The 25963-nt window shown below is 27.4% G+C and carries 24 protein-coding genes; 8 read left to right on the forward strand and 16 right to left on the reverse strand.

Annotation, left to right across the window (positions count from 1 at the left end; genetic code table 11):
* Positions 1 to 62 precede the first annotated feature (62 nt).
* Positions 63 to 848 (reverse strand): DUF4037 domain-containing protein, encoded by a 786-nt coding sequence (locus BPP43_RS10355; protein ID WP_013243770.1) that lies wholly within the window; start codon positions 846 to 848, stop codon positions 63 to 65.
* Between the two features lie 147 nt (positions 849 to 995).
* On the opposite strand from BPP43_RS10355, the gene BPP43_RS10360 reads away from it, so the two are divergent.
* The 3 genes from BPP43_RS10360 to BPP43_RS10370 all read left to right on the forward strand — a co-directional run bounded on the left by BPP43_RS10360 (position 996) and on the right by BPP43_RS10370 (position 3808).
* The gene (locus BPP43_RS10360; protein ID WP_015274895.1) at positions 996 to 1748 is read left to right on the forward strand and encodes a hypothetical protein; all 753 of its coding nucleotides are present in this window, start codon (positions 996 to 998) and stop codon (positions 1746 to 1748) included.
* Positions 1736 to 2773 (forward strand): hypothetical protein, encoded by a 1038-nt coding sequence (locus BPP43_RS10365; RefSeq protein ID WP_015274896.1) that lies wholly within the window; start codon positions 1736 to 1738, stop codon positions 2771 to 2773. Before BPP43_RS10360 ends, BPP43_RS10365 begins: the two co-directional genes overlap by 13 nt.
* A 570-nt stretch (positions 2774 to 3343) precedes the next feature.
* Complete coding sequence (locus BPP43_RS10370) at positions 3344 to 3808, forward strand: hypothetical protein (protein WP_015274898.1); 465 nt, start codon at positions 3344 to 3346, stop codon at positions 3806 to 3808.
* Between the two features lie 133 nt (positions 3809 to 3941).
* Here BPP43_RS10370 and ligA read toward each other — a convergent pair whose 3' ends face one another.
* Complete coding sequence (gene ligA, locus BPP43_RS10375; RefSeq protein ID WP_015274899.1) at positions 3942 to 5933, reverse strand: NAD-dependent DNA ligase LigA; 1992 nt, start codon at positions 5931 to 5933, stop codon at positions 3942 to 3944.
* Positions 5934 to 6160: 227 nt separating this feature from the next.
* Here ligA and BPP43_RS12460 point away from each other — a divergent pair, with 227 nt between their 5' ends.
* The 4 genes from BPP43_RS12460 to BPP43_RS10390 all read left to right on the forward strand — a co-directional run bounded on the left by BPP43_RS12460 (position 6161) and on the right by BPP43_RS10390 (position 9610).
* Positions 6161 to 6280: a hypothetical protein gene (locus tag BPP43_RS12460; protein ID WP_252832430.1), complete on the forward strand. Its 120-nt coding sequence runs from the start codon at positions 6161 to 6163 to the stop codon at positions 6278 to 6280.
* Between the two features lie 515 nt (positions 6281 to 6795).
* Complete coding sequence (locus tag BPP43_RS10380; RefSeq protein WP_015274900.1) at positions 6796 to 8241, forward strand: AAA family ATPase; 1446 nt, start codon at positions 6796 to 6798, stop codon at positions 8239 to 8241.
* Between the two features lie 122 nt (positions 8242 to 8363).
* A complete protein-coding gene (locus tag BPP43_RS10385) occupies positions 8364 to 8834 on the forward strand; it encodes a hypothetical protein (protein ID WP_015274901.1) in 471 nt (156 codons plus the stop codon).
* 263 nt (positions 8835 to 9097) lie between these two features.
* Positions 9098 to 9610: an adenine phosphoribosyltransferase gene (locus BPP43_RS10390; protein ID WP_013243764.1), complete on the forward strand. Its 513-nt coding sequence runs from the start codon at positions 9098 to 9100 to the stop codon at positions 9608 to 9610.
* A gap of 98 nt (positions 9611 to 9708) precedes the next feature.
* Here BPP43_RS10390 and BPP43_RS10395 read toward each other — a convergent pair whose 3' ends face one another.
* Positions 9709 to 11310, reverse strand: coding sequence for a peptide ABC transporter substrate-binding protein (locus tag BPP43_RS10395; protein ID WP_015274902.1), 1602 nt, complete (start codon positions 11308 to 11310; stop codon positions 9709 to 9711).
* Positions 11311 to 11399: 89 nt separating this feature from the next.
* Positions 11400 to 12275, reverse strand: coding sequence for an EFR1 family ferrodoxin (locus tag BPP43_RS10400; RefSeq protein ID WP_015274903.1), 876 nt, complete (start codon positions 12273 to 12275; stop codon positions 11400 to 11402).
* Between the two features lie 158 nt (positions 12276 to 12433).
* On the opposite strand from BPP43_RS10400, the gene BPP43_RS10405 reads away from it, so the two are divergent.
* On the forward strand, positions 12434 to 13636 hold the full coding sequence (locus tag BPP43_RS10405; protein WP_015274904.1) for a hypothetical protein: 1203 nt from the start codon (positions 12434 to 12436) through the stop codon (positions 13634 to 13636).
* 69 nt (positions 13637 to 13705) lie between these two features.
* Here BPP43_RS10405 and ptsP read toward each other — a convergent pair whose 3' ends face one another.
* The 12 genes from ptsP to BPP43_RS11725 form a co-directional block, all read right to left on the reverse strand.
* A complete protein-coding gene (gene ptsP / locus BPP43_RS10410) occupies positions 13706 to 15451 on the reverse strand; it encodes a phosphoenolpyruvate--protein phosphotransferase (protein ID WP_013243760.1) in 1746 nt (581 codons plus the stop codon).
* A gap of 19 nt (positions 15452 to 15470) precedes the next feature.
* Complete coding sequence (locus tag BPP43_RS10415; protein ID WP_013243759.1) at positions 15471 to 15737, reverse strand: HPr family phosphocarrier protein; 267 nt, start codon at positions 15735 to 15737, stop codon at positions 15471 to 15473.
* Positions 15738 to 15865: 128 nt separating this feature from the next.
* Positions 15866 to 16648, reverse strand: coding sequence for a type III pantothenate kinase (locus BPP43_RS10420; protein ID WP_013243758.1), 783 nt, complete (start codon positions 16646 to 16648; stop codon positions 15866 to 15868).
* Between the two features lie 2 nt (positions 16649 to 16650).
* The gene (locus tag BPP43_RS10425) at positions 16651 to 18045 is read right to left on the reverse strand and encodes a CCA tRNA nucleotidyltransferase (protein ID WP_013243757.1); all 1395 of its coding nucleotides are present in this window, start codon (positions 18043 to 18045) and stop codon (positions 16651 to 16653) included.
* Positions 18046 to 18181: 136 nt separating this feature from the next.
* Positions 18182 to 18544: a DUF1667 domain-containing protein gene (locus BPP43_RS10430; protein WP_013243756.1), complete on the reverse strand. Its 363-nt coding sequence runs from the start codon at positions 18542 to 18544 to the stop codon at positions 18182 to 18184.
* 54 nt (positions 18545 to 18598) lie between these two features.
* Positions 18599 to 19465: an arginase family protein gene (locus BPP43_RS10435; RefSeq protein WP_015274905.1), complete on the reverse strand. Its 867-nt coding sequence runs from the start codon at positions 19463 to 19465 to the stop codon at positions 18599 to 18601.
* Positions 19466 to 19534: 69 nt separating this feature from the next.
* On the reverse strand, positions 19535 to 20809 hold the full coding sequence (locus BPP43_RS10440) for an NAD(P)/FAD-dependent oxidoreductase (RefSeq protein WP_015274906.1): 1275 nt from the start codon (positions 20807 to 20809) through the stop codon (positions 19535 to 19537).
* A 208-nt stretch (positions 20810 to 21017) separates the two neighbouring features.
* Complete coding sequence (locus BPP43_RS10445) at positions 21018 to 22457, reverse strand: NAD(P)/FAD-dependent oxidoreductase (RefSeq protein ID WP_015274907.1); 1440 nt, start codon at positions 22455 to 22457, stop codon at positions 21018 to 21020.
* A 115-nt stretch (positions 22458 to 22572) separates the two neighbouring features.
* Positions 22573 to 24057 carry a glycerol kinase GlpK gene (glpK, locus tag BPP43_RS10450; protein ID WP_013243752.1) on the reverse strand — a complete coding sequence of 495 codons (1485 nt, stop codon included), beginning with the start codon at positions 24055 to 24057 and terminating at the stop codon, positions 22573 to 22575.
* Positions 24058 to 24093: 36 nt separating this feature from the next.
* Entirely contained in the window at positions 24094 to 24834 is a 741-nt protein-coding gene (locus tag BPP43_RS10455; protein WP_015274908.1) for an MIP/aquaporin family protein, read from the reverse strand.
* A gap of 41 nt (positions 24835 to 24875) precedes the next feature.
* Positions 24876 to 25373, reverse strand: coding sequence for a rubrerythrin family protein (locus tag BPP43_RS10460; RefSeq protein ID WP_014933721.1), 498 nt, complete (start codon positions 25371 to 25373; stop codon positions 24876 to 24878).
* A gap of 297 nt (positions 25374 to 25670) precedes the next feature.
* Positions 25671 to 25817 carry a hypothetical protein gene (locus BPP43_RS11725; RefSeq protein WP_015274909.1) on the reverse strand — a complete coding sequence of 49 codons (147 nt, stop codon included), beginning with the start codon at positions 25815 to 25817 and terminating at the stop codon, positions 25671 to 25673.
* Positions 25818 to 25963: the final 146 nt, after the last annotated feature.

Here is a 25963-nt window from a genome sequence, read left to right on the forward strand (position 1 = left end):
TAGAATAATATATAGCTATATATTTGTCAATAAAGATAATAATATATAGTTATATTTTAAATTTAAAAAAGTTTTTTAATATTTCCAATAAGATTTTCTATTTTTTCTAAAATATTGTTGTTATTTATAATGTCTTCTATGTCTTTATCAAAATTATTTGGCAATTTGCTACATAATTTTTTAGCATAATCTATAAGTTTTTTCTCTCCAACATGAAGTTCTTCATTTATAGCAAATAATATGTCAAAATATGATGCTAATATAGCACTTGTTCTATGATTAATGCTAACAATATCTTTTCTTTTTATTGCATTTTTTAATTGTTCATAGAATGAAGCTGATTGTTTTGCGTACATAACATTATAATTTTTTTCTATTATATTATCTTTAAGCTGTTTCGGATAATCTTTATTTAGTTCTTTTTGAAAATTTCTAAAATAATCATTACTTTCATAAAGTATTTTTGAGTTTTTTATATTGTATAAAAATGCTGTAGTATATCCTATTTTTGAATTGCACTTTCTCCACACATAATCAATTTCATTTTCTATATAAGAGATATCTCTATACATAAAATCTAAACAAATATTGTTTTCTTTTAATATAATCTCATCTCCATATTCAAAATAATTGTTTCCTAGTTCATAATTTATAGAATATTTTTTTGCAAATTTTTCTCTCATTTCTATATTTACTTTTTCTTTTGAATAGACATAAATATCATAATCTGACATATTATCATTAATTAAGCTTGTTTGAGAGCCTGAAAGAACTATAGCATCTATATTATTTTTTTGTGTTGCGTATTCTATATAATCGTTTATGATTTTGTTTATATTGGTGTTCATATAATAAATATCCTAATTTGTTTCTAAATATTATAATATAATTTTTATAAAAATATAAGAAATCTATTAGAAAAAATAATTATCTTATCTATATATAAATTTTACCGAATATAATAAACAGGATTATATTAATATAGGATTGGTTTCGTGCTTTTAGGAAATGATGCTTATAACAAATTTACAGAATATGTTGAAAATAATATTAATTTTGAGTTTCTATCACATATACCTGGATATGATAAGAATTATGAAGTTCAAAAAGAATCTATCATTAAACTTATAAAAAAATCTAATAATAATGAAGCTTTTATAGATTATGCGGCATATACTTATCAAACTCTAAAAAGTAATATAATAAAACAAATAGTATTAGCTCGTATAAAAAATGAAAACGGGGAAGAGTATTCTTTTATTAATGATGATAAATTTAATCTTTCAGATGATGAATTAGTTAATTATTTATCTGTGCTTTTAATATTAAAAGATATAATGCATACAAGTTATATAGCATATCTTCCTATTTACAATGAGTATAAATATGATGTAAAAGAGTTTAGAGATAAAGCAAAAGAAATGATAGATAATTCAATTGATAATATATCTACTTTAGAAAATATTAATCCAATATTTATAGCAATAGCTGCTAAGAGTATATTACCATATTCTATAAAAAATAATGAATTATCTTCTTCATCAAGGCTTATATCAATATTGTTTAATATATCTAGGATAATATCGTCATATCCATATGTTGAAGAAAATATATTATATACGCAGCCTATATTTGTAAGTGCTATATATAATTTAGTTAATAATGCTTCATTTTTAGGATTGGATTATAATATGATTAAAAAATTGTATGATATAGTAAAAATAGGGGAAATAGAGTGGAAAAACTAATTAAACATAATATTAATTTTATAGTAGCGGCAATATCTTCTTTAACTATTATATCTATGTGTGCATATATGATACTTGATATTAATAAATATGTAATGAATATATTAATTTGTCTGGAATTTTTATGTTCATTTTATTTTGTATGTATATTTTTCTATAATGTTAAAAAATATTCTAGAATTGAGTTGTTTTTTTATTTGGTTGTTTATTTGATGCCTTTTATATTATCTATATTTGGATTATTTTATGCTTTTAATTTCTTTTCGCTTGATAGGATATTTTTAAGAGAAAGTATAATTGCTTCTTTTTTAACTAGGATTTATCATGTGATATTTATTTTTTATATTAGTCATATAATATATTTTTTCTATTTATTTAGCATTGAAAATAACAATACTTTTTTCTCTTCTTTATCCTCAAATTTTGTAGTATGTGTATCAATAGTTGTAGCTTTTATATTTATAATATTATACAGCATTTTGAATTGGGCATTTGATGGAAAGATTTCTAGTTCTTATAATGATATAAGAGATAATATTATATATGAGGCACAGACTACTTTTTCTTTAGAATCTGATAATGTAGAATATGAAGGATTTGCAAATACTTATGATGCAGCTTTAATATATTATGATAATGAACTTAAATATCAGATTGAAGATTGGAATACTTTTAAGAAAAAACATTTATTATTTGAGACAGCTATATATCAGGGAGAGGGATTCTTTATACTTGGCAGCGGAAAGAAGTTTGTTTATTCTTATTATATTTTTATTTTGGCTTATGTTATAGTTAATTCTTTAATTTTAGTATTTTCTATATTTTTCTTTAAGACATTTTTGGAGAAAAAATTTAATGGTTATATGAAGATTATGATTAAAGGTTTCAAAGAAGATAGCTATATTTATGCAATAGACACAGATAAAATGGATAATACAGAAATCAAAGAGCTTTCTGAGTTGTATAACAAAAAACTATTAAGCTACAAATATAGAGAAAGATACGTTAAGATGTTTACAAGATAATTTATCCGCACGGTGAGTTAGGTTAAAAATATAATTTTATTTATAATGATAATTTTATTTTTTATATAAAATTCATTCATCGTGCGGTTTTTAATTTTTAATTTAATAAATTTTTTTAAACAATTTCAATTATAATCATATAAAAAGTTGACAAAATAATTATGTAAAGTATAATATTTTCATATGAAAAGATTTAATTTATTAACAAGACAAGACAAGACAAGACAAGACAAGACAAGACAAGACAAGACAAGACAAGACAAGACAATGAGATAAGTTTAAACTTTTCAAATGATTTATTATTATCTATTTTATATTATTTTCAGTCGATATTTTCGTTGCACGATTTTTTTAGTCATACAGTTTTTAATAACGTATATATCTTAATAATTTCAACTATTAATCAAAGTATTTTAAAAGAGCTTGAAACCCTAGTTTTTGAGAGGAGTATGTATGATAACAATAGTATGAATATAGACTTTCTTCTATGCGAGCTTGAAATCCTAGTATATGAGGGTAAACATTTTTTAAGAATGTTTATAATAAAATTAATTTTAAGGAGAGTTCATTATGAACAAAAAAATCTTATCAATCATTTTTAGTTTATTTTTAGTAGGTGTATTTAGTGTAAGCTGTTCCAATTCTGACAAAACGGGTTCTACTATTGACGATTCAAAAGGTATAGAGCAGTTTAACGGCAATACTTATGTATCAAAAGATAGTTTTGATGGTACAAGTGTTGGATTAGATAAAGATGCTTATTTATGGATATCAATAAAAGATGGTAAAGCTGCAACTCTTCCAAGTAATGACAACACTACTGAACCTAGTTATTTAGGTTATTTTAGTGTAACAGGAGCTGGTACTGATTATAGTTTTTCTCTTTCTGATAGTTCAGGCACACCTAATTCAGTTGTAGGTACTTTAAAATTTTCTTCTGATGGTTCTAGTGTTACTATTAATTATAGTAAAAACACAGATGATAAAAATGAGATAATGTTAAATAAAGATATAGTTTGCAATAAAAAACAATAATCAATCATTAAAAAAATTAAAAAGGCTTTGCTTGAAGGTTTAAAAAATTTTCAGGCGAAGCCTTTTATAATCTCATCATAACTTTATTTTAAAATATAATAAAAATAATAACTATATTATTATTTTAGCTTTTTTATATATTAGCAAGCTTTATAAAATCATCGGCTTCCATTATTTGAATGCCTAATTCTTGAGCTTTTTTTAATTTGCTTCCTGCTTTTTCTCCTACAATCAAAATATCTGTGTTTTTTGATACTGCAGATTGAACAGTTGCACCTAATCTCTCGGCAGCCTCTTTTGCTGAAGTCCTTGTAAAGCCTTCTATAGAGCCTGTTATTACAACATTTTTTCCAGTGAGAGGTGATTCTACAGTTGTAAGTTTTTCAAATACAGGATTAACCCCTGCATCAAGCAAATCATCTATCAATTTCAATGTCTTTTTATTATGAAGAAAATCGTAAATACTTTTAGCACTGATTTCTCCTATGCCCTCAATATTTTGTAAATCATCAATAGTAGCTTTTTTGAAATTCTCTACCGAAGTAAAATATTTAGCAAGCAAGTCAGCAGTAGTCTCTCCCACCTGACGAATACCTAATGCGTATATAAATCTTTTTAAAGTAGTGTTTTTACTGTTTTCAATAGATTCAAGCATATAAGAAGCTAATTTCTCTCCCATTCTTTCAAACTTAAATAAATCATCTCTTGTTATTTTATAGAGGTCAGCTGGAGTTTTAACAAGTCCGCTTTTTGTAAATACTGCAATCCACTCTTTACCTATTCTCTCCATATTCATAGCAGGCTTTGAAACAAAATATTCTATATATCTTGTAATCTTGCTTGAACATTCTTCATTAATACATCTTACAATTACATCTCCATCAGTTACAGCAGTTTCTCCTCCACAAACAGGACATTTTTTAGGAAACTCAAAAACTTTGCTGTCTGAAGGTCTTTTTTCTAATACTACTCTCACAATTTTTGGTATAACATCTCCCGAACGTATAACTACAACAGTATCTCCTATTCTTATATCTTTTGATTTTATCTCGTTAGGGTTATGAAGCGTAACATTTGAAACGGTAACCCCTCCAACTTGAACAGGCTCTAATTTAGCAACAGGTGTTAATGCCCCAGTGCGTCCAACTTGTACTTCTATGTTTTTTAAAATAGTTTCTTTCTCTTCTGGCTTAAACTTAAACGCAACCGCAAACCTTGGCGCTCGTGATAAAAATCCTAATTTCTCCTGATACTTAACATCATCAACTTTTATTACAAGTCCGTCAATCTCATAATCCATTTTGCTTCTTTTTTCTTGTATATCATAATAAGTTTCTAATACTTTTTTAGCATCAATATTTGGGTGAACGCCTTCTACTGTGAATCCTAATTCTGATAAAAACTCCATTGATTTATATTCATTAGTTAAATCGAAATCTTTATAATTAGCAATCTGATAAGCAAAGAATTTTAATCTTCTTTTTTTACTTTCAGAACTGTCTAATTGTCTTAATCCTCCTGATGCTGCATTTCTTGCATTAGCAAAAGGTATCTCTTCGAGTTCTTCTCTCTCTTTGTTTAAGATTTCAAAATCTTTTTTTGTTATTAGTGCCTCTCCACGTACAATGAGTTTTTTTGTCTCTTTTATGCTTTTTGGAACATTATTCATCATCTTTACATTATTGGTAACATTCTCTCCAACCTGTCCGTCGCCTCTAGTACTAGCAACAGTAAGTTTTCCTTTTTCGTATATTAACTCTAAAGCAAGACCGTCAAATTTATTTTCAACAGTATATTTGATTTTACTAGTATTGAGTTCTTTTTGCATTCTGTTGTCGAATTCCAAAAACTCTTCTTCATTCATAACATTAGAAAGAGAGTACATTGCAATAGGGTGTTCAAATTTCTCAAACTTTTCTAGTATAGTGCCTCCAACCTTGTTAGTAGGGCTATCATCTTTTTTTAACTCTGGAAACTCTCTCTCAATATTTTCTAATTCTCTAAATAGTTTATCATATTCATAGTCTTCTATTTCAGGGTTATCATCTGTATAGTAAAGTTTATTGTGATAGTTAATAGTTGCAGTTAATTGTTCTATTTTTTTTCTAGCTTCTTCTAAGTTCATAATTTACCCCTTAAAGAATTATAATTTTTTATTGTATTAATTAGAATTATTTATATTTTAAAATTATTGTATAACGATTTTATTATAATATAAAATTGTTTGAATTCAATAGTTAAATTTCTAGGAGATAAATATGGTATTAGATTTGCCTTCAACATTAAAAAAAATATAGAAAATATTGATAAATAAAAAATATATCAGAAAATAAATTAATAGAAAATGCTATCATAGAATATTTAGAAGATTATTATGATTATAAAATTATTTTAGAAGCAGAAGATATACTAAAAAATGGAGAAGAGTTATATTCTATTGATGAAGTAAAAAAAGATTTAAATATAAAATAAATATTATAAAAACAGCTAAAAAATCTTTAGAAAAATTAGATAGAACTATTCAAAAAAGAATATTGGCGTTATAGAGTTGAAGATTATAGAATTAAAAATTATTGATAATGAATTAATTATTTTTGTATATTGGTCATAGAAAAAATATTTATGAATAATTTTAATTTTGCACGGGAACAAAAGGTATTGACTAAGTATTCATTAATTTATTAAATTATAATACAGAAATATCATAATTTAAATCATACTTTGTCAAAAGTTGCAAAAAGACTAATTAAAAAATAAAAAGCCTATATGGTTGGCAAGTCTAATTTAAATTTTAAAAATTTAATTACATACCATACTCTTTATTCTTTATAAATATATTTTGAATTTTTATATTAACTATCTTTATAGCCAATTAAGAAATTTCAGTACCCGACCAAGCTTTAATTAAATTTATTATTTTATTAACTGTTTTGTTAAAAAATATGATATAATAATTTTAAATAATTTATTATTTAAGGAATAAAATAATGTCATATTCAAAACTCACAGTAAAAAATTTTGGAAAGATTAAAGAAGCAGAAATAGAACTTTCCGATTTAGTTTTATTTATAGGCGATAATAATAGCGGTAAAAGTTATTTGATGACACTAATATATGGATTTGCAAATTATTCAGAAGAAATTTTAAATATTTTATTTCAAGATGAAGAATTTTTGAATGGCTTAGAAGAATATAGACAAATAGAAACAATTATAATAAATAATGTAAAATATAATGAGCAAAATTATACTGATATAGTAAATTTATCAGATAAATATTTAAATATTCATGAAATAAATTTAATAAAAAAAGAATTAGACAATAAAAGTATATTATCTAAAGAAGATTTAAAATCAATTAATAATTTACTAAATTTACTATTAAACAAATTCAAAGAAAAAATACTACAATTAATATTTAATACTGAAAATACTTATATTAATTTAGATTATATAAATCTATCTTTCTCTTTTGATGATTTTATTATATTATTTATAAATGAATTTGCTTTAAATATAATTAGTAAAAAACATTTTGGTATATATTCAAAAAATGGAGAAACAATAATTGATAACATTAAAGATTTTTTAATTATGATATATATTGATTTAATAAAATATTCATTAAGTAATGATAAAAAAACTAATTTTTTACCAACTTCAAGGACTGGTTTTTTCTTATCCTATAGAGAATTAGCTAGACAATCAATAATATCAAAATTTACAATATCTTATGATAATACTAATCTAACACCAAAAACATTTAGAAATGAAAAAACAATGTTTCAAAAAACTATAATCGATTTTATAAATAATTTAATTGATTTATCAAAAGAGTATAAAGCGAATGAAGGATATGCAAATATAATAGAAATATTTCATAATATGATTCAAGGAAAAATAGAAGTTAATTCTGAAACGGGAGGATATTATTATAACCCTAATAATACAGATTTAAAAATACCAATGTATTTAAACTCGGCAGTAATTACAGAAACAGCACCATTATATTTATTTTTAAAATATGGTAAAAATATAGGAACTTTTTTTATTGAAGAACCTGAAATGTCTTTGCATCTTAAACTTCAAAAACAAATGGCTAGAATAATTATTAATTTGGTAAATAAAAATATAAATCTTATGATATCAACTCATAGTGATACTATTTTAGAACATATAAATAATATGATCAAACTTAATTTTATAAATGATAAAGATAAAAAAGATAATTTATTAAAAAAATATTCCTACACTGAAAATGATATTATAGATATTGAAAAAATAAGAATATATCAATTTAATAGAGATAAAGATAATACAACAAATATAATACCATTAAAAGGAAATAAAGAAACAGGTTTTTATATAGAAACTTTCCATGATTATATCAATGAAGCTTCAAATGAATATGATGAAATTACTGAGAATATTTAAAAAGGTATTTAATTGTTATGGAAAATTTTGAACAACTTTATGATATTATTGATAATAACATGTGAAAATTTATTTTATTAAATAAAGATGATATTTTTAATATTAAAGATAAAAATTCTGAAATGGAAATAAATATTAAATTAAGATATAAATCTATATGTTCAAAAGATATAGAAGGAGAAAAGAAATTTAACCATTTAAAAATAAAAAAATGTGCTGATGCTGTTATCATAAGAAAAAATAAAAATAATAATTTAGATTTGCATATAATAGAACTAAAAAAAGATATTCATGATGATAAATTAACAAAATTTTCAGATCAATATTTTGGGGCTTATTTAAGAATAATATCTGTTTTATTAAATGAATTAAAGATAGAAAATATTTATTTATATTTAATATATGATAAATTATTAAAAGCTGAAAATATTGATAGTACAAATAAGAATAAGAATATAACATATAATAGAGATTTATTTTATCAATGTAAAATATATAATTCTTTTCATTACCTCAATATATCATTTTTTGATTTAAAAATATTAAATATTATAAAATACAATTTACAAGATAATACAGACATAGTTATTTAAACTTAAAATCTACAAACCGCACGCATAGTAAATATTAGATATATAATTGATTGATAAAATCAAATTTAACCTATCATTAAAAGTTAGTTTACCGTGCGTTAATGATATTTTTATTGATAATATATTAAACATAAAATTAAATTATATTGCAATAGGAATATCTGTGGCTCCTAAACAATTTGTTTTTTTATTTTCTAATTGATTTTTTTATAAAACTTAATATAATTATATGCTGTGAGTTTTAAAACAATTAGGAGTAATTTATGGATTTAAAAAATTACATAAGAAACATACAAGATTATCCTAAAGAGGGTATATTATTTAGAGATATCACAACCTTATTAAAAGATAAAGATGCTTTTAAGTTTGCAATAGATGCTATGGCTAAGCAAGTTGAAGATAAAAAAATAGATTATATAGTAGGAGCTGAGAGCAGAGGATTTTTAATAGGTTCTGCTTTGGCTTATAGATTAAACTGCGGATTTGTGCCTGTTAGAAAGAAAGGTAAATTGCCTTGCAAAACTATATCAGAAGAATATGCATTAGAGTATGGTACAGACTCTTTATATATGCATGAAGATGCTATAAATAAAGGAGCTAATGTGCTTATAGTAGATGATTTAATTGCTACAGGAGGAACTGCTTTAGCTATGATGAAAATGGTTGAAAGACTTGGAGGCAATATAGTTGGTTCTTCTTTTTTAATAGAATTAAAAGAATTAAATGGAAGAAAAGATATAGGCAAATATCCTGTTAATGTTTTAATAGAATATTAAACTTTTTTATTTACAAAAATAAATATAAAAAATAAAGAATAGGAATTATAATATAACTCCTATTCTTTTTTATTTGCATATTTTATTATTTACAAAATTTATTTAGCTAATTTAGCATAATAAAACTTATGAGCACCAAGCGGGTCAAATATTACACCAGATAATTTTTTGCTAATCATAATAGGGTCAGTATAGAAATAAAGAGGAATTAAACCCATATCATTCATAAGTATATCTTCTGCTTCATGCATAGCTTTCATTCTAACATCTTGGTCTATAGTAGACATAGCAAGTTTTAGTTTATCATCATAATTTTTATTAGAATAACCGCCATTGTTTTGTACGCTATAGCTTAAGAATACCCCAAGAAAACTCATAGGGTCATTATAATCAGCTATCCAACCATGGCGAGCAATCATATAGTTTTTATTTTGTCTAGTATCTTGGAAAGTAGCCCATTCTTCTTGAGCTATAGTAGAATCTATGTTTAAATTCTCTTTCCACATCTGCTGCACTGCCTCAAATATCTGTATATGTTCACCAGAATTTGATTTGAACTCTATTACAGGAAATCCATCACCATTAGGATAACCAGCTTCAGCAAGCAATCTTTTTGCCTCTTCTACATTCTTTTTATAATCTTCAGTTTTTATGCCGTAATAATCGCCTCCAACTTCTCTAAAATCTCCATTAACATCATTAACACCGCTAGGAACCCAAGCACTTGCAGGAAGCTGTCCGCCTCTTGTAACTTGCTCTACTAAATAATTTCTATCTATTGCCAAAGTTAAAGCCTTTCTTACTCTCACATCTTTTAATACACTATTTGTAATATTAATACAATAATAATATGTACCTAAATATGGTGATATATGCATTAAACCTTCGCTTTGTAATGTTTCTATATCCTGAAGAGGAGGGTTGTTTCCAAAATGTATAGAACCTTCTTTTATACCAGCTACAGCAGCAGTACCATTTTGCATAAGTATAAATACTAATTTTTCTGGTACAATATTTTCACTATTCCAATAATTAGTGTTTTTTATCATTACAAGTCTGTCGTCAGTTCTTCTTTCTACCAAAGTGAAAGGACCATTGCCTATATATGTATCTGGTGAAAGAGTCCAATTATCTTTATTTTCTTCTATTATATCTTTTCTAACAGGGTAGAATGTAGGAAAAGCAGCAAGTTCTAAAAAATAAGCAGTAGGTGCATTTAATTTTACTTCAAGAGTGTTTTCATCTATAGCTTTAATACCCAAATCTGTAACAGGTTTTTTTCCAGAATTAATATCCATAGCATTTAATACAGGCTCAAATTGATAAGCATATTCAGAAGCTGTAATTGGATCAACAGCTCTCTGCCAAGAATAAACAAAGTCTTCAGCTGTAATCTTTTTACCGTCAGACCATTTAGCATTTTCTCTTATATGGAATGTGTAAGTTAAACCGTCTTCACTTATATCCCAGCTTTCTGCAACGCCTGGTATTATTTTATTATCTTTATCTCTAGTAGCTAAACCTTCAAAAGCATGCTGAATATATATGCTTCCATCTACTGTAGAGTTTAATGCAGGGTCTATAGTTTTAGGCTCTGGACCTACATTAATATATATTGCTCCTTCATCTGCTTTATTTCCGCCGCAAGAGATTGATACAATCATTAAAACAGATAAGAGTAATAAAGTTAAATGTTTCATAATTTTTATTCTCCTATTTTTTTATATTAATTTTTATTATATTTTGTATGATGATATTGTCAATTATTTTATGAAATTATTATGTATTTTTATAATTCATTATTTTTTATTTTTTCTTCAGCATTTTTAAAATATCTATCATAAGCTTTTTTACAATAGTTTTCATGTTTGCTTTTTTGATTTGTTGGAGGGTTTTCAAATTTATAAGGTCCGTTTACTTTCCAAGCGGTAAGTATTCCTATATTGATTGCATCTACTGGACATCTAAAAGCACAGCTTGCACACATAACACATTTATTTTTAAACTTAATGTTTCCATTATCATCATTATAAATATTGTTAACAGGGCATTTTTTTACGCATAAATTACAATGAGTACATATGTTTTTTACTTTAAAAAGGTTGCCATTAACTTTCATAGCAGGGTGCTCTATTCTAAAAAGAAAAGCAATAAATCTTCCAAATGGAAATTTTTTAAGAAATACTTGTTTATTTTCTAATATCTCTTTTAAATCTATAGCACATAATTGTTTGGCAGCTTTCCACATCTTTGAAGCCATCTCATCAGTATGTCTAAATACCAAATTATAAGGCATAACATAATGATACTCATTCGTAAGTATATAGCCTTTTTTATTTAATCTAGCCATTAAAGGTTCTGATGAAATGTTGTTTATTGATAGAGGTTCTCCGGAAGTTTTTAATATAAAGATTTTTTTATCTTTACTTTGAGGAAATAATTTTATTAAATCAAAAATTGGATATGGAGCATTAAAACCATGAATAGGGTAGGCTAATCCTACATAATCATAATCATTTGGATTTGGTAAATTATCAAAATTGTCTGTAACTTTATATATAGTGATATTTATATTATTTTCTTCAAAATTTTTTTTATATTCATTTACAATTTTTTCTGTATTACCTGTACCAGAAAAATAATATATTATTGCATTTTTATTCATATTATAAACGCCTTTATATTTTTAATTTTATTTATTATAACAAAAAAATATAATATTTAAAGTTTAATTATTATTTAAGATTTTTACATATTAGCTCAGCTTGACTTTTGCTAATAAATAGTTAAAATATAAATAAAGATTAGGATATACTTTATATTATGAATTTCAAATTAATTTTTATAACACTCATCAGTTCAATTTTAATTTCTTGTTATAGTCCATTTTTTCTTACAGATACTGAGGGCTTTTCTGTATATAGATCTTCTTCATCTGGAAGCGGATTATCTTCAGATTTTATAAAAGCAACTATCGCAAAAGAAACAGAAAACTTAATTGTATATGTAGAAAAAGATGAGAGTTATAATTCCAGCAGTTTAGATTTAGTTTGTAATGAATTTGAAAAACATTATGCAAAAGAAAAATCAATTTACGGCAATCATACAGATGTTGATAATAATGGTAAGATTATTATTTTATTTTTAGATTTAAATCCTGAATCTGGAAATGGTTCTATACTTAATGGATATTTTAACCCTGCTGATTTAATAGATGATCAGGGTAATAATGCTGATATGCTTTATATGGATTTAGGCGGACTTAATAATAATCCATATTATATGGCTGGAACAATATTACATGAATTGCAGCACTTAATAAATTATAATGTTAATGTATTAGGAAATGGAAGAGATATTGAGGTATGGCTTAATGAGGCTTTATCAGAATCTACTTCTGTTTTGTTTAATAAAACAACAGTTAATAGCAGAAATAGAGAATTTAATAGTATAAATTATTATTGTTTTTATACTTGGGATTTGCCTATAAATGTATTTGCTAATTATCCTTCTGCTTCTGTTTTTATGAATTGGCTATATATTAAAAGCGGTTATAATGATAATATATTTAAGAATATTGCTGCTTCAAAAGAAGTTAATGCATATAGAAGAGTTTTATCTACAGTAAATACAATTTCTTCATCTTGGGATAGTTTGCTTATTCAATGGATAGAAGATGTTAATAATGGTCTTGTTTCAGGGGCTAAAATTAATAAGATTGATAAGACTTATGCTAATACATATATACCTTTATTTCCTGGTGCTTTATTAGTTTTTGACCAACTTGTTGTAGGAAATATTGATACTAGCAGCATTTCTCTTTTAAAAAGTAAACAGAATAATAATTCACTTATATTATTAAATAATGACACATATGTTGGTAATACTCCTACTGCTGTAAATATTACATTTAATTCAAGCAGTAGTTCTATTTTAAGGAGTTCAAAATCATCAGCACAAACTAATTCTTATTTGGAAGTAATAAGTAATACTAAACCTAAATATAGAAATATATTATTAAAATAAATTAATAAATACAATAAAAAAAGGAGCTTCAATTAATATTGAAACTCCTTTTTATTTTTCTAATAATTATTAATAACTTATAGTTTCGCCTCTTTCATGAACTTCTAAGAATCTAAGCAGTTCAGCTTTTACTTCTTCTGCTGTAGATAAAGTTAGAACTCTTCTAGCAAGCATAGCACATTCGCTTTTGTCTAAAGATATAATCATTTTCTTAACTTCAGGTACAGATATAGCTGACATAGAAAATACATCAAGTCCTAAACCAAATAGCAAAGGTACAGCAAGTAAATCACCGGCAAGCTCTCCGCACATTGATATTATAATACCATTAGCATGAGCACCATCTATAGCCATTTTTATAGCAATAAGCACAGAAGGGTTGTAAGGGTCACATATAGAAGCAATTTTTTCATTACCTCTATCAGAAGCTAAAGTATATTGAGTTAAGTCATTTGTACCTATAGAGAAGAAATCAGATTCTCTAGCAAAAGCTTCAGCTCTAAATACTACAGAAGGAGTTTCTATCATCATTCCAAGCTCTAAAGCTTCATTAAATGCTATATTTTCCTTCATTAGTTCTAATTTACATTCATTGAATATATTTTTAGCCTTTCTTAATTCTTCTATAGATACAATCATAGGAAGCATAACTTTTATTTTACCGAAAGCAGAAGCTCTAAGTAAAGCCCTAAATTGAGTTTTAATAATAGCAGGCTTATCCAAACATATTCTCAAAGCTCTCCAACCTAAAGCAGGGTTTTCTTCTTTTGGCATTTCCAAATAAGGCAAATATTTATCTCCGCCAATATCCATAGTTCTTATTGTAACAGTATGTCCGCTCATAGCCTCAGCAACTTCTTTATATGCTTTGAATTGCTCTTCTTCTGTAGGGAAGTTTGTGTTTTCCATAAAAAGAAACTCTGTTCTATAAAGCCCAATACCATCAGCGCCGTTTTTTAATACACCGCCTAAATCTGCAGGAGAACCGATATTAGCATAAACTCTTATTTTTGTGCCGTCTTTTGATATAGCATCTCTATGAGCATATTCTTTTAATAAAGCTCTTTTTTTGTCAAACTCTTCTTTTAGTTTTTCTGAATCTTCTATAGATTTTTCAGTTGGATTTATAATTACTCCGCCAGTATTACCATTTAATATGATAATATCTTCGTTTTTTATATCTTTTATTATTTCACCAATACCAACAACAGCAGGAATCTCTAATGATCTAGCCATAATAGAAGTATGAGAAGTACGTCCGCCTATTTCTGTAATAAAACCTAATGTATTATCTAAATCTAAATTAGCAGTGTCTGATGGTGTCAAATCTCTTGCTACAACTATTGAGTTTTCAGGAAGTGCAGATAAATCTAAAATTTTCTCGCCTCTAATATTTCTTATCCATCTTTCTGCTATATCAGTTAAATCATTAGCTCTTTCTCTTAAGTATTCATCTTCCACTTCAGATAAAATTTGTTTGTATACTTCTATCCCTTTTGATAAAGCATAATCAGCAGAAACTTTATCATCAGTAATAATACCATTTACTTCCTCTAATAAATCCTCGTCCTCAAGTAAAGTAATATGTGCATCAAATATGCTAGCCTTTTCTGCAGAAACTTTTTTAGATGCTATTTCTCTTATCTTTTCAAGCTGTTCTTTAGTTTTATTTCTAGCCTCAAGGAGTTTGATTTTTTCTTTCTCTGGATCTTTACATGGACATTTATTAAGCTCTATTTTTTTAGGGTTAAATATATAAATTTTACCTATTGCTATACCGGGAGATACCCCAATACCAGTTATTCTTTTTTCCATAAGTTATTTCCAAATAATATTAATCTTTTAAATTAGCTAAAAACTCTTCTATTTTCTTTAAAGCTTCTTGTTCATTTTCTCCGTCACAATATACAGTTAAAACAGAACCTTTCTTTACACCTAGTGATAATACTTTTAAAAGTGATGAAGCATTAACCTTTTTACCTGCTTCATTTTCTATTTCTACTTTACAATTAGTTAAAGTTTTTATAAATGTAACAAATTCATTACCTGGTCTTGCATGAAGACCTGTTTCATTTTGTATAGTAACTTGGCCTTTAGTCATATAAACTCCTTTTTACATTATTCTATATTAAAGTATAGCAGTTTTTTGTGTTTTGTCAAATAAGAAATATTTTAGTACAAAAAAGGTATTATATTTATATATAATAAGCGGGTATTATAACATAAAAATTATTTTCTTCCATAATGAGTATCTATCATGTTGAAATATATACCTTGTAATACCAAGTATGGGTATATTTTACATTTTAATAATTTCAAATTTGATATACCGCCTGTAAGAAATATTTTACTTTTTATGTTATATTTTTCTTTTATTGCTTTTTTTATTTCTGAAGCACTATAATTTACAGCACCTATTGTGTTATAAATAGAACCTGCCACTAATGCATCTTGAACATTATTATTAATAGGATTTGGAAGGTCTGTAATTTCTCCTATTTGAAAATATGGCAGAGAAGTTTTTCTTGATAATGCAAAGGAACTAGTTTTAGTACCTGGCATAATCATACCGCCTAAAAATACAAAATCTGAAAGCATAACACTTATTGTAGTAGCTGTACCCATATCTATGACAACAGAGGCATATTTATTTTCTTCATTAGAGCCTTCTAAACATATTGAAGCATAGGTTGAGAGTATTCTATCTATACCAACTGCATCTTTTGGTTCATACATATTGTCTTTTAATTGTATATCTTTGTGTGTAACTCTATATACATCTTTTTTTAATATGTCTTTAACTGATGAAACAAACATATCATTTACTTTAAAAGATACACTGCTGTAAAAAACTTTATCAATTTTTCCGTCAAAATTTTCTTTTATCTCTCTTAAAGTTTTAAATAGCCCCAAAGCATTATGTTCATTAGCATTAAAATATATTGGATTATGGTCATCATCAAATATAGCTGATTTTATTCTAGTATTTCCAATATCTCCTATCAAATACATAGCTAAGCCTCATTATTAATATTATTGCTTTCTAAAAAAATTCTAGTTTTCTCTATTAAAATGTCTTTTTCATTTAAATCAGGTTCATCTAATATTAAATCTAAGAGATAATTAAGTATTTTACCTATCATAGGGCCTTGCTTCAAATTAAACTCTCTAATTAAATCATTTCCGTCAATTTTTAAATCTTTTACAGTAATAGCATTTTCTGCTTCTATAATTTTATCTATTCTAGCTAAAAGTTTTGGTATAGCCTTGCTTTCTTTATCTTTTCTATTACCGCTTCCAATTCTGTCAGCTTCTCTCAATTTTAATAAAGGCTTAATATTTTCAACGCCCACCGCACGCATAAACCTTCTAACAGCTCCGTCAGTCCACTCATCTTGATAATAAAACATATGCTGTCTTACCAAAAGTGTAACAAACTCTATTTCAGCATTAGAATATTTTAATCTTTTCATTATTTTTTTAGCAACAGAAGAACCAACAACCTCATGATTATAATAAACAGGGTCATCTTGCTTTGATACTTTCTTTTGAACCATAGGCTTAGCAATATCATGGAATAATGCAGCAAGTCTCACTAATAAAGTTAATTGGTCATTTTCTAATGGTTCTACAGCCTGTATAGTATGAAGTATATGATAATAAACGTCATATTTATGAAATTTATTTTGATTAACACCAAAGCCCTGCATTAGCTCCGGCATAATTAAAGGAAGAACTCCTGTTTTTCTAAGAAGTTCTATACCTCTAAAAGGGTTATTTGATAAGAGTATTCCATTAAACTCTTCTCTTATTCTTTCAGATGCAATAGAAGCAAGCATACCTGTAGAATGACATATAGCTTCAAAAGTTTCTTTTTCTATATCAAAATTAAGCTTTGTAGCAAATCTAATAGCCCTCATTATTCTAAGACCATCTTCGCTAAATCTTTCATAAGGATTTCCAACAGAACGCACAATTTTTCTTTTTATATCTTTCATTCCGTCAAACATATCTATAAGTGTGCCGTCTAATACATTATATGCCATAGCATTAATGGTTAAATCTCTTCTAGGCAAATCTTCTTCTATACTAGATGCATATTCTACTTTATCTGGGTGTCTTCCATCGCTATAGTTTCCGTCGCTTCTAAAAGTAGTTATTTCTACATGCATGTCTTCTATTATTACTAATACAGTTCCATGTTTTATACCTGTTGGAACGGTGTATTTAAACATTCTCTGCACATCTTCTGGTTTTGCATCTGTGGTGATGTCGTATTCATGAGGTGTTATTCCCATTATAGAGTCTCTAACGGCACCTCCTACAAGGAAACATTTGAAACCTTCTATGTGTAAGATTCTAGCTATTTCTTTTACTGCATGCGGTATGTTTGTAAATATTTTTTTCACTAATTGCTATCCAACTTTTTTACTTTTTATTCTTTATAGTATATACAATTTTTATCTTATTACAACTTTATAAACTAATAAAACGAAATCATTATATTGATAAAATAATAAAAGTCAAATATATATTAATAAAAAATTATTTTTTAATTTCAATATTTCTAGAAGCAACTATATCAACCCCAACAACATTTTTAACAACAATATCTCCTATATGAATAGGTGCTTGAACTTCTATATTTTTTAAAGCCTCAAGACATTCTTTAATTTTTGATTTGTCTATAGGCTCTTTAGTTTTTACAGGAAGCATTTTTAATTGTCCGTTTTTTACTTTTACTATAGAAGTAACCATTCTTACAGGACGCACAACTTCATCTCTAGCATAAGTGTCGCCTCTTTTGCAAGTATTTCCTTTTACAGTTAAAACATTACTTCCTTCTAATTCTACAGACAAAGCACAGCCCATAGGACAGCATATACAAGTTAATTCTTTTTTTTCCATAATTAATTACTTCCTTATATATTTTTTAAATTATTTTTCTATGTTATTTTATAGTTACTTAAATAAGTCTAAATCTTCCATCATATTTTTAAGCATTATTTCAATTCTTGGCATATGTTCTGCTATAGTAAAGCCAACAATTTCCCTTTCTTTGGCAATATCATTTATTATTCTTACTGTTTCGTTTATCTTCATTCCATTTGGAGAAACGCCGACAGCAGCTATTATTTCATTAGGGTCAAGCACATCTAAATCAAAATGTATCAAAACCTTAGAAGCATTAGATTTTTTAAGCCAATTTATTATATTTTCGCTTGAAGCTTCTTCATGAGAAAAATGAGGTATGCCGTATTCTTCTTGACGTTTTTTTATATCATCTCTTTCCCAATCTCTAAGCCCTACAAATAATATTCTATCAGATGAAATTTTGCTTGGAAGTATAGAGCTTATATTTTTATCAACATTACCCATACAAGCACTAACAGCCATAGCATGATATCCAGCATAAGTATTATCTTCAGGCAAAGTAATATCAGGGTGAGCATCTATCCAAATTAAAGCAACATTATTATCATATTTTTTATTTAGATATGTGAAAGGCACTACACTAACAGAACACTCTCCTCCGAAAGTTATTATTTTATCAGGATTATTTTTATTTAAAATATCTAATGCATTTTTAGTTTGAGATACTATAAAATCATAATCCATAATACCATTTTTTATTTCTCTATTTTTTATATCTAAAGAAACAGGAACTTCTAAAGTTTTATGATTATCATTTTGAGGAGCAAGTATGCTTAGTAATTTTGACCCAAGATAATAACCTCTTGAAGAATCTTCAGGCTTTAGTTCAGGTATCCAATGAGAAATAATACCGCCCTGCCACTGCGGATAAATCAATCTTATAGTTTTACTCATATATAAATAACCTCTTTTTGATATTTTTAATGCTTTTATTATATATGATAAAAATTGTTATTTAAAACTTTAATTATCTTCTATTTTAAACTCAATATTTTTTAAGCCTTCTTTTGAAAGCATAGATTTATCAAGTTTTACAGTTTCCATTTCGCCAGGAGCAAATATCAAATGCTTTTTATGTATTACTCTCTCACTGTCAAAATAAACATTTAAGAATTTATTTTGAAATATATTGCTTACTCTAAATCTTACCATAACATGATCATCTACATTATCAATATTAATCATAGAAGGAACAGTATATCTTACTCCACTAGAGCCTTTTAAAGAAATAGAGTTACTGTCATCTCTCCTTTTGTTTTTAAGAACATAAGAAGCAGCACTTCTTCCAGCAGTTTCAGCCTCTTCAGATACAAAATCCACTAAGTCATGAACATGAAGAACATTTCCGCAAGAGAATACTCCGTCAATATTAGTTTCTAAACTCTCATTAACTATAGCTCCAGAAGTGATAGGATTAATCTCAATACCAATCTCTTTTGAAAGCTCATTTTCAGGAATAAGCCCAACAGATAAAAGTAAAGTATCGCAAGAATAATATTCTTCAGTGCCTTTAATAGGCTTCATATTCTCATCAACTTTAGCTATAGTAACGCCTTCAAGCCTCTCTTTTCCTTTAATATCAACAACTGTATGACTAAGTTTAAGAGGAATTCCAAAATCGTCCAAACATTGAACAATATTTCTTTTAAGTCCTCCAGAGAATGGAAGTATCTCAGCTACTACTTTTACTTTAGCTCCTTCAAAAGTCATTCTCCTAGCCATAATAAGCCCTATATCACCAGAACCAAGTATAACAACTTCTTTACCAGGCATATAGCCTTCAATATTAACTAAATGCTGAGCAGCACCGGCAGAAAATATCCCCGCAGGTCTAAATCCTGGTATATTCAAAGCTCCTCTTGAACGCTCACGGCAGCCCATAGCAAGTATTACAGCTTTGGCATTAATTTCAACTAAACCTTCTTCTTTATTTATATAAGTAATTTTTTTAGTTTTGTCATTATTGAGTACAATATCCAAAACCATAGTATTAAGTTTATAATTGATATTTAAATTATAAACTTTTTCTATAAATCTATAAGCATATTCAGGTCCTGTAAGCTCTTCACCAAATCTATGAAGTCCAAAACCATTATGTATGCATTGATTGAGTATGCCTCCAAGTACGGCATCTCTTTCCAACATAAGTAAATTATCTATTCCATTTTCTTTAGCAGAAATGGCAGCGGCAAGTCCGGCAGGTCCTCCGCCTATAACAACAACATCATAAGATTCCATTTTTACTCCATTTATTTTTTATTTTTTTATATACAAAAAATTTTTAAGTTTATTAATTTTTTGTTGTTCTTTTTCCCGCCTTCGCACCCACAGGCACTCCCGTTGGTCGCTGTGCGGACTTCGTCAAAAGAACCATACGAAGTACGCCTCGCGGCGAAAGTGCAAGTATAAAATTAGTATCAAACTATATTATACAAAATACTAATTATTAAAAAGTTTCCTTGTCATAACCAATAACTATTTCAGAACCTTTACCGCATTTTGTAATAGTTATAGGTGAAACATTAAGTTCTCTAGCTAATATCTCTATTATCTTAGGAGAACAGAATCCTCCCTGGCATCTTCCAAGTCCAGCACGTACACGCCTTTTAACTCCGTCAATAGATTTAGCTCCTATAGGGCTTTTTATAGCTTCTACTATTTCACCTTCTGTTACTTTCTCGCATCTGCAAATAATATGCCCATATAAAGGATTTTCTTTTATAAGTTTATTTTTCTCTTTATTAGAAAGAGCATTAAAATGAGTTATTCCTTTTCTCTTTTCTATAAAGTTTTCTTTCTTCTCGAAGTTTCCTTTTTTACTTACTATATCAGCAACCATCACTCCTATAGCAGGAGAAGAAACAAGTCCAGGAGATTCTATTCCAGCACAGTCAAAAAATCCTTCGCAGTCTTCAATCTCTTTTATAATAAACTCATGATTATCCTCATGAGGACGAAGCCCGCAGAAAGAAGTAATAACTTTATTGTAAGGAATATTTTTTACTGTCATTTTTGATTTCTCTATAATTTGTGCAAGTCCTTCAGCAGTAGTGTTTAATCCCTCTTTATCTTCTATATCAATTGCAGTAGGTCCAAGCATTATATTGCCATGAGCTGTAGGAGTAACTAAAATACCTTTACCTAGTTTTGTAGGAAGAGCAAATATTGTAGAAGTAACAAGATTATCAACTTCTTTGTCTAACAAAATATAATCGCCTCTTCTAGGAGTTATATGTATTTTATTTTTACTCATCATATTATGAAACTTATCAGCATAAACACCTGCCGCATTTACAATATATTTTGCTTTTATAGTGCCATTATTAGTTTCTACTTCAAAAGTGCCGTCAGAGAGTTTTTTTATATTAATTACTTCAGTGTAAAACTTAAACTCTACTCCATTAGCATGGGCATTTTCAGCATAAGCAATATTTAATATAAAAGGATCAACTATTCCTCCAGTAGGAGCATACAATGCCGCACATACATTATCATTTAAGTTAGGCTCTTTTTTATGAACCTCTTCTCTGTTTAATATCTGAAGTCCTTCAACTCCATTTTTTATTCCTCTTTCATATATAGCCTGTAAATTAGGCATATCCTCTTCATTAGTACAAACTACCAATGAACCATTTTGTTTGAAAGGCACATCAAGGTCTTCTGCTATTTTTTTCATCATCTTATTTCCTAATACATTTAGCTTAGCCATAAGTGAACCATTAGCAGCATCAAACCCAGCATGCACTATTCCGCTATTAGATTTTGAAGTACCAGAGCAAACATCTTCACCTCTCTCAACAACACATATATTAGCTTTATATCTTGAAAGCTCGCGTGCCGCAGAAGTACCAGATACACCAGCACCTATAATCAATACATCATACATAATATATATTTCCTCTATTAATTAATAAATAATCATATTAATAAAAAATATAATTAATAAAAATGATTATTATTTGCATATTTATTACTAAATATGCAAATAAAATAATAAAAAATTATAAAGCCCAGCCTTTAGCTCTTTCAACAGCCTTTTTCCAGCCCATATATTTTTTATTGCTTTCCTCTTCAGAAAGTGAAGGAGTAAACTCTCTTTCTAATTTCCACTTATTAGATATTTCATCTTTATCCTTCCAGAATCCTACAGCAAGACCTGCCAAATAAGCAGCACCCAAAGCAGTAGTTTCTGTAATTTGAGGACGAAGCACTTTTGTGTGAATAATATCAGCTTGAAACTGCATCAAGAAATTATCTCTGCAAGCTCCGCCGTCTACCTTTAATGAAGAGAGTTTTACTTTACTGTCTGCTACCATAGCATCAATTACATCTTTACTTTGATAAGCAATAGCCTCTTCTGCAGCTCTTATTATATGGCTTCTATTAACACCCCTTGTAATACCAACCAAACAACCCCTAGCATACATGTCCCAGTAAGGAGCACCAAGCCCAACAAATGCAGGCACCAAATAAACTCCGTTTGTATCTTTTACTTTGGTAGCAAAATATTCAGTGTCTTTTGCATCATGAAGAAGTCTTAATTCATCACGTACCCACTGTATAACAGCACCAGCTATAAATACAGAACCTTCTAAAGCATATTCAATTTTTCCTTTATATCCAATTCCTATAGTGGTGATTAGTCCATTTTTACTTAAAATGAAGTTTTCTCCAATATTCATTAAAATAAAACTTCCTGTACCATAAGTATTTTTTGTATCTCCCTTATTAAATCCAGCCTGTCCGAATAATGCAGATTGTTGGTCTCCTGCTATTCCTGCTATAGGAACTTCTTTTCCGTTAATATTAGCATATCCGTAAACGCATGAAGAGTCTTTTACTTCTGGAAGCATACTAATAGGTATATCTAATTCTCTTAAAATATTCTCGTCCCATTTTAAGTCTTTTATGTTATATATCATAGTCCTTGAGGCATTAGTATAATCTGTAACATGCACCTTTCCGCCTGTAAGTTTCCATACTAGCCAAGTGTCTATTGTACCGAATAATAATTCACCTTTATTAGCCTTCTCTCTAGCACCAGGAACATTATCAAGTATCCATTTAATTTTAGTGCCTGAGAAATAAGCATCAACAACTAAACCTGTATTTTCTCTTATATATGTATCAAGACCTTTTTTCTTAAGTTCATCACAAATAGGAGCAGTTCTTCTGCATTGCCAAACTATAGCATTATAAATAGGCTCTCCTGTGTTCTTATCCCAAACAACTGTAGTTTCTCTTTGATTAGTGATGCCAATTGCAGCTATTTCTTCTGGTTTTACTCCTGCAATTTGTATAGCTTCCTGTAATACCCCAAACTGTGTAGCCCATATTTCAGAAGCATTATGTTCAACCCAGCCTTCATGCGGATAAATTTGTGTAAACTCTTTTTGAGCAACTGATACCATGTTTTGTTCATAATCAAATACTATTGCTCTGCTGCTAGTGGTTCCTTGGTCTATCGCAACTACATATTTTGACATAATAATGAATCTCCTTTTATAAATTATTTAAAATTATTATTTTTTAGAAAATATATTTCCTATTGTAACATCATAAACAATAGCTCCAAATATTCCTCCTACTATAGGTCCTATTATTGGAACTATCCAAACATTACTGCCGTCTGTAAGTCCGTTATTTTTAAAACCTACTAAAACTGCAAAAAGTCTAGGTCCTAAATCACGTGCAGGATTAATAGCATAACCATGCATAAATCCAAATGATGTACCTATAGCAACTATTATAAGTCCTACTATTATAGGTCCTAAATTTGCACCTGCTGGCGTATTATTGGCATCTCCTGTAGTAAGTATTAAAAATATCAATATAAATGTTCCTACAACTTGGTCTATAAATCCATATAAAAAACCAGGAACTGCTGGAAAAGTTGCAAAAACTCCCGCAGTGTTTTCAAAATTAGGATCAACTTCTATCCATTTTCCATAATAAACAGCAAATACTATAGCAGCCCCTATAAAAAAGCCTATCATCTGTGCTACTATATAATACCAAACTTTAGACCATTGAAATCTTCCTGTAACAGCTAATGCCAAAGTAACAGCAGGATTTAAATGTGCCCCACTTATTTTTCCGGAAGCATATATACCAAATGTTACAGCAAGCCCCCAAGCAATATGTATGTTTATAGGAGCACCATTGTTTCCTACAACTACAGATGCTACAACTCCGCATCCGAATAATGCTATAAACATAGAGCCAATTATTTCTGCTAAAAATTCTGATTTTTTAGTATACATAATATATAACCCCCATAAATTTAATTTGTAATTATTTATTATTAATTTATTCCGCCAACTCTATATTGTTCGCATACAGGGCATCTTTTTGGTGCTTTACTCTCTGTGTGTATATATCCGCATTTTTGACATTGCCATTTTGGTGCCTCTTTACCTTTATCACCTAAAAAACTTTCAAACATCTTTTTATGACCTTCTTCTATTTTTGCTACATGCTCAAATAGTATTGCTATGTCATTAAATCCCTCTTCTTTTGCAGTTTTTGCAAAGTTTAAATACATTTCTGTAGATTCATAAGTCTCTCCTGCAATTGCATCTTGTAGATTTTCTTCTTTCGATAATATTCCATGATAACGCTCAAACCATAATTTTCCATGTTCCTGTTCATTTCTCGATGCCTTCTCAAAAGCTAATGCTAAACTCTCCATTCCATCTTCTCTTGCTTTTTCAGCATAGTATATATATTTGCATCTTGCCATTGCCTCTCCAATAAATGCCGTCTTTAAATTTTCACTAGTTTTTGAGTTCTTTAAATCCATATTATTATCCTCCATTAAAAAAATATTAATATTTCATAGTTAATAGTATAGAAATTTTATAACTGAAATAAATATTCATAGACAAAAAATAATTTTTTTATTATTTTTTATTTATAAATAAAATTGAAGAATAGTTAGTTTTGAATATTTATATACATAACGGCGGTATGGTTTATTTGAATGAAAAATTATTGAAAATTAATATAAAGGCATATTTGTTATAATTATAAACAGATATATACCTATACCTACTATATCTATATTGCTAAAACTCTTAAATAATTGTAATTATACATTTTATACGTTTTTGTTTCTCTTATAGCAGCATTTCTTAGATTCTCCAGAACAGTTACATTCTTTCTTTACTATTTTCTTTCTTAATGAAAAAAACATTATAATTATTGCTATTAGTATTATTATGGGTATTGCTATTAAATCTATCATTATTAAATATTCTCCTCATTTGTTAGTATATTCTAACAAAATATCTAGGCTTGTCAATATTTAAATAAAATTTTTACAATATTAATAATAAACATTTTACTATTTTTAAAATAGTAGTATAATTAACATAAATTTTTATTTAAGGA

It is taken from the genome of Brachyspira pilosicoli P43/6/78 (genome assembly GCF_000325665.1).
GTDB classification, from domain to species: Bacteria; Spirochaetota; Brachyspiria; order Brachyspirales; family Brachyspiraceae; genus Brachyspira; species Brachyspira pilosicoli.

Excerpts from the sequence above, each read along its gene's own strand:
- BPP43_RS10355 (WP_013243770.1), bottom strand. The coding sequence starts at position 848 with ATGAACACCAATATAAACAAAATCATAAACGATTATATAGAATACGCA.
- BPP43_RS10370 (WP_015274898.1), top strand. The coding sequence starts at position 3,344 with ATGAACAAAAAAATCTTATCAATCATTTTTAGTTTATTTTTAGTAGGT.
- ligA (WP_015274899.1), bottom strand. The coding sequence starts at position 5,933 with ATGAACTTAGAAGAAGCTAGAAAAAAAATAGAACAATTAACTGCAACT.
- BPP43_RS10380 (WP_015274900.1), top strand. The coding sequence starts at position 6,796 with ATGTCATATTCAAAACTCACAGTAAAAAATTTTGGAAAGATTAAAGAA.
- BPP43_RS10385 (WP_015274901.1), top strand. The coding sequence starts at position 8,364 with ATGGAAATAAATATTAAATTAAGATATAAATCTATATGTTCAAAAGAT.
- BPP43_RS10390 (WP_013243764.1), top strand. The coding sequence starts at position 9,098 with ATGGATTTAAAAAATTACATAAGAAACATACAAGATTATCCTAAAGAG.
- BPP43_RS10395 (WP_015274902.1), bottom strand. The coding sequence starts at position 11,310 with ATGAAACATTTAACTTTATTACTCTTATCTGTTTTAATGATTGTATCA.
- BPP43_RS10400 (WP_015274903.1), bottom strand. The coding sequence starts at position 12,275 with ATGAATAAAAATGCAATAATATATTATTTTTCTGGTACAGGTAATACA.
- BPP43_RS10405 (WP_015274904.1), top strand. The coding sequence starts at position 12,434 with ATGAATTTCAAATTAATTTTTATAACACTCATCAGTTCAATTTTAATT.
- ptsP (WP_013243760.1), bottom strand. The coding sequence starts at position 15,451 with ATGGAAAAAAGAATAACTGGTATTGGGGTATCTCCCGGTATAGCAATA.
- BPP43_RS10415 (WP_013243759.1), bottom strand. The coding sequence starts at position 15,737 with ATGACTAAAGGCCAAGTTACTATACAAAATGAAACAGGTCTTCATGCA.
- BPP43_RS10420 (WP_013243758.1), bottom strand. The coding sequence starts at position 16,648 with ATGTATTTGATAGGAGATATTGGAAATACTAGAATAAAATCAGCTATA.
- BPP43_RS10430 (WP_013243756.1), bottom strand. The coding sequence starts at position 18,544 with ATGGAAAAAAAAGAATTAACTTGTATATGCTGTCCTATGGGCTGTGCT.
- BPP43_RS10435 (WP_015274905.1), bottom strand. The coding sequence starts at position 19,465 with ATGAGTAAAACTATAAGATTGATTTATCCGCAGTGGCAGGGCGGTATT.
- BPP43_RS10440 (WP_015274906.1), bottom strand. The coding sequence starts at position 20,809 with ATGGAATCTTATGATGTTGTTGTTATAGGCGGAGGACCTGCCGGACTT.
- BPP43_RS10445 (WP_015274907.1), bottom strand. The coding sequence starts at position 22,457 with ATGTATGATGTATTGATTATAGGTGCTGGTGTATCTGGTACTTCTGCG.
- glpK (WP_013243752.1), bottom strand. The coding sequence starts at position 24,057 with ATGTCAAAATATGTAGTTGCGATAGACCAAGGAACCACTAGCAGCAGA.
- BPP43_RS10455 (WP_015274908.1), bottom strand. The coding sequence starts at position 24,834 with ATGTATACTAAAAAATCAGAATTTTTAGCAGAAATAATTGGCTCTATG.
- BPP43_RS10460 (WP_014933721.1), bottom strand. The coding sequence starts at position 25,373 with ATGGATTTAAAGAACTCAAAAACTAGTGAAAATTTAAAGACGGCATTT.
- BPP43_RS11725 (WP_015274909.1), bottom strand. The coding sequence starts at position 25,817 with ATGATAGATTTAATAGCAATACCCATAATAATACTAATAGCAATAATT.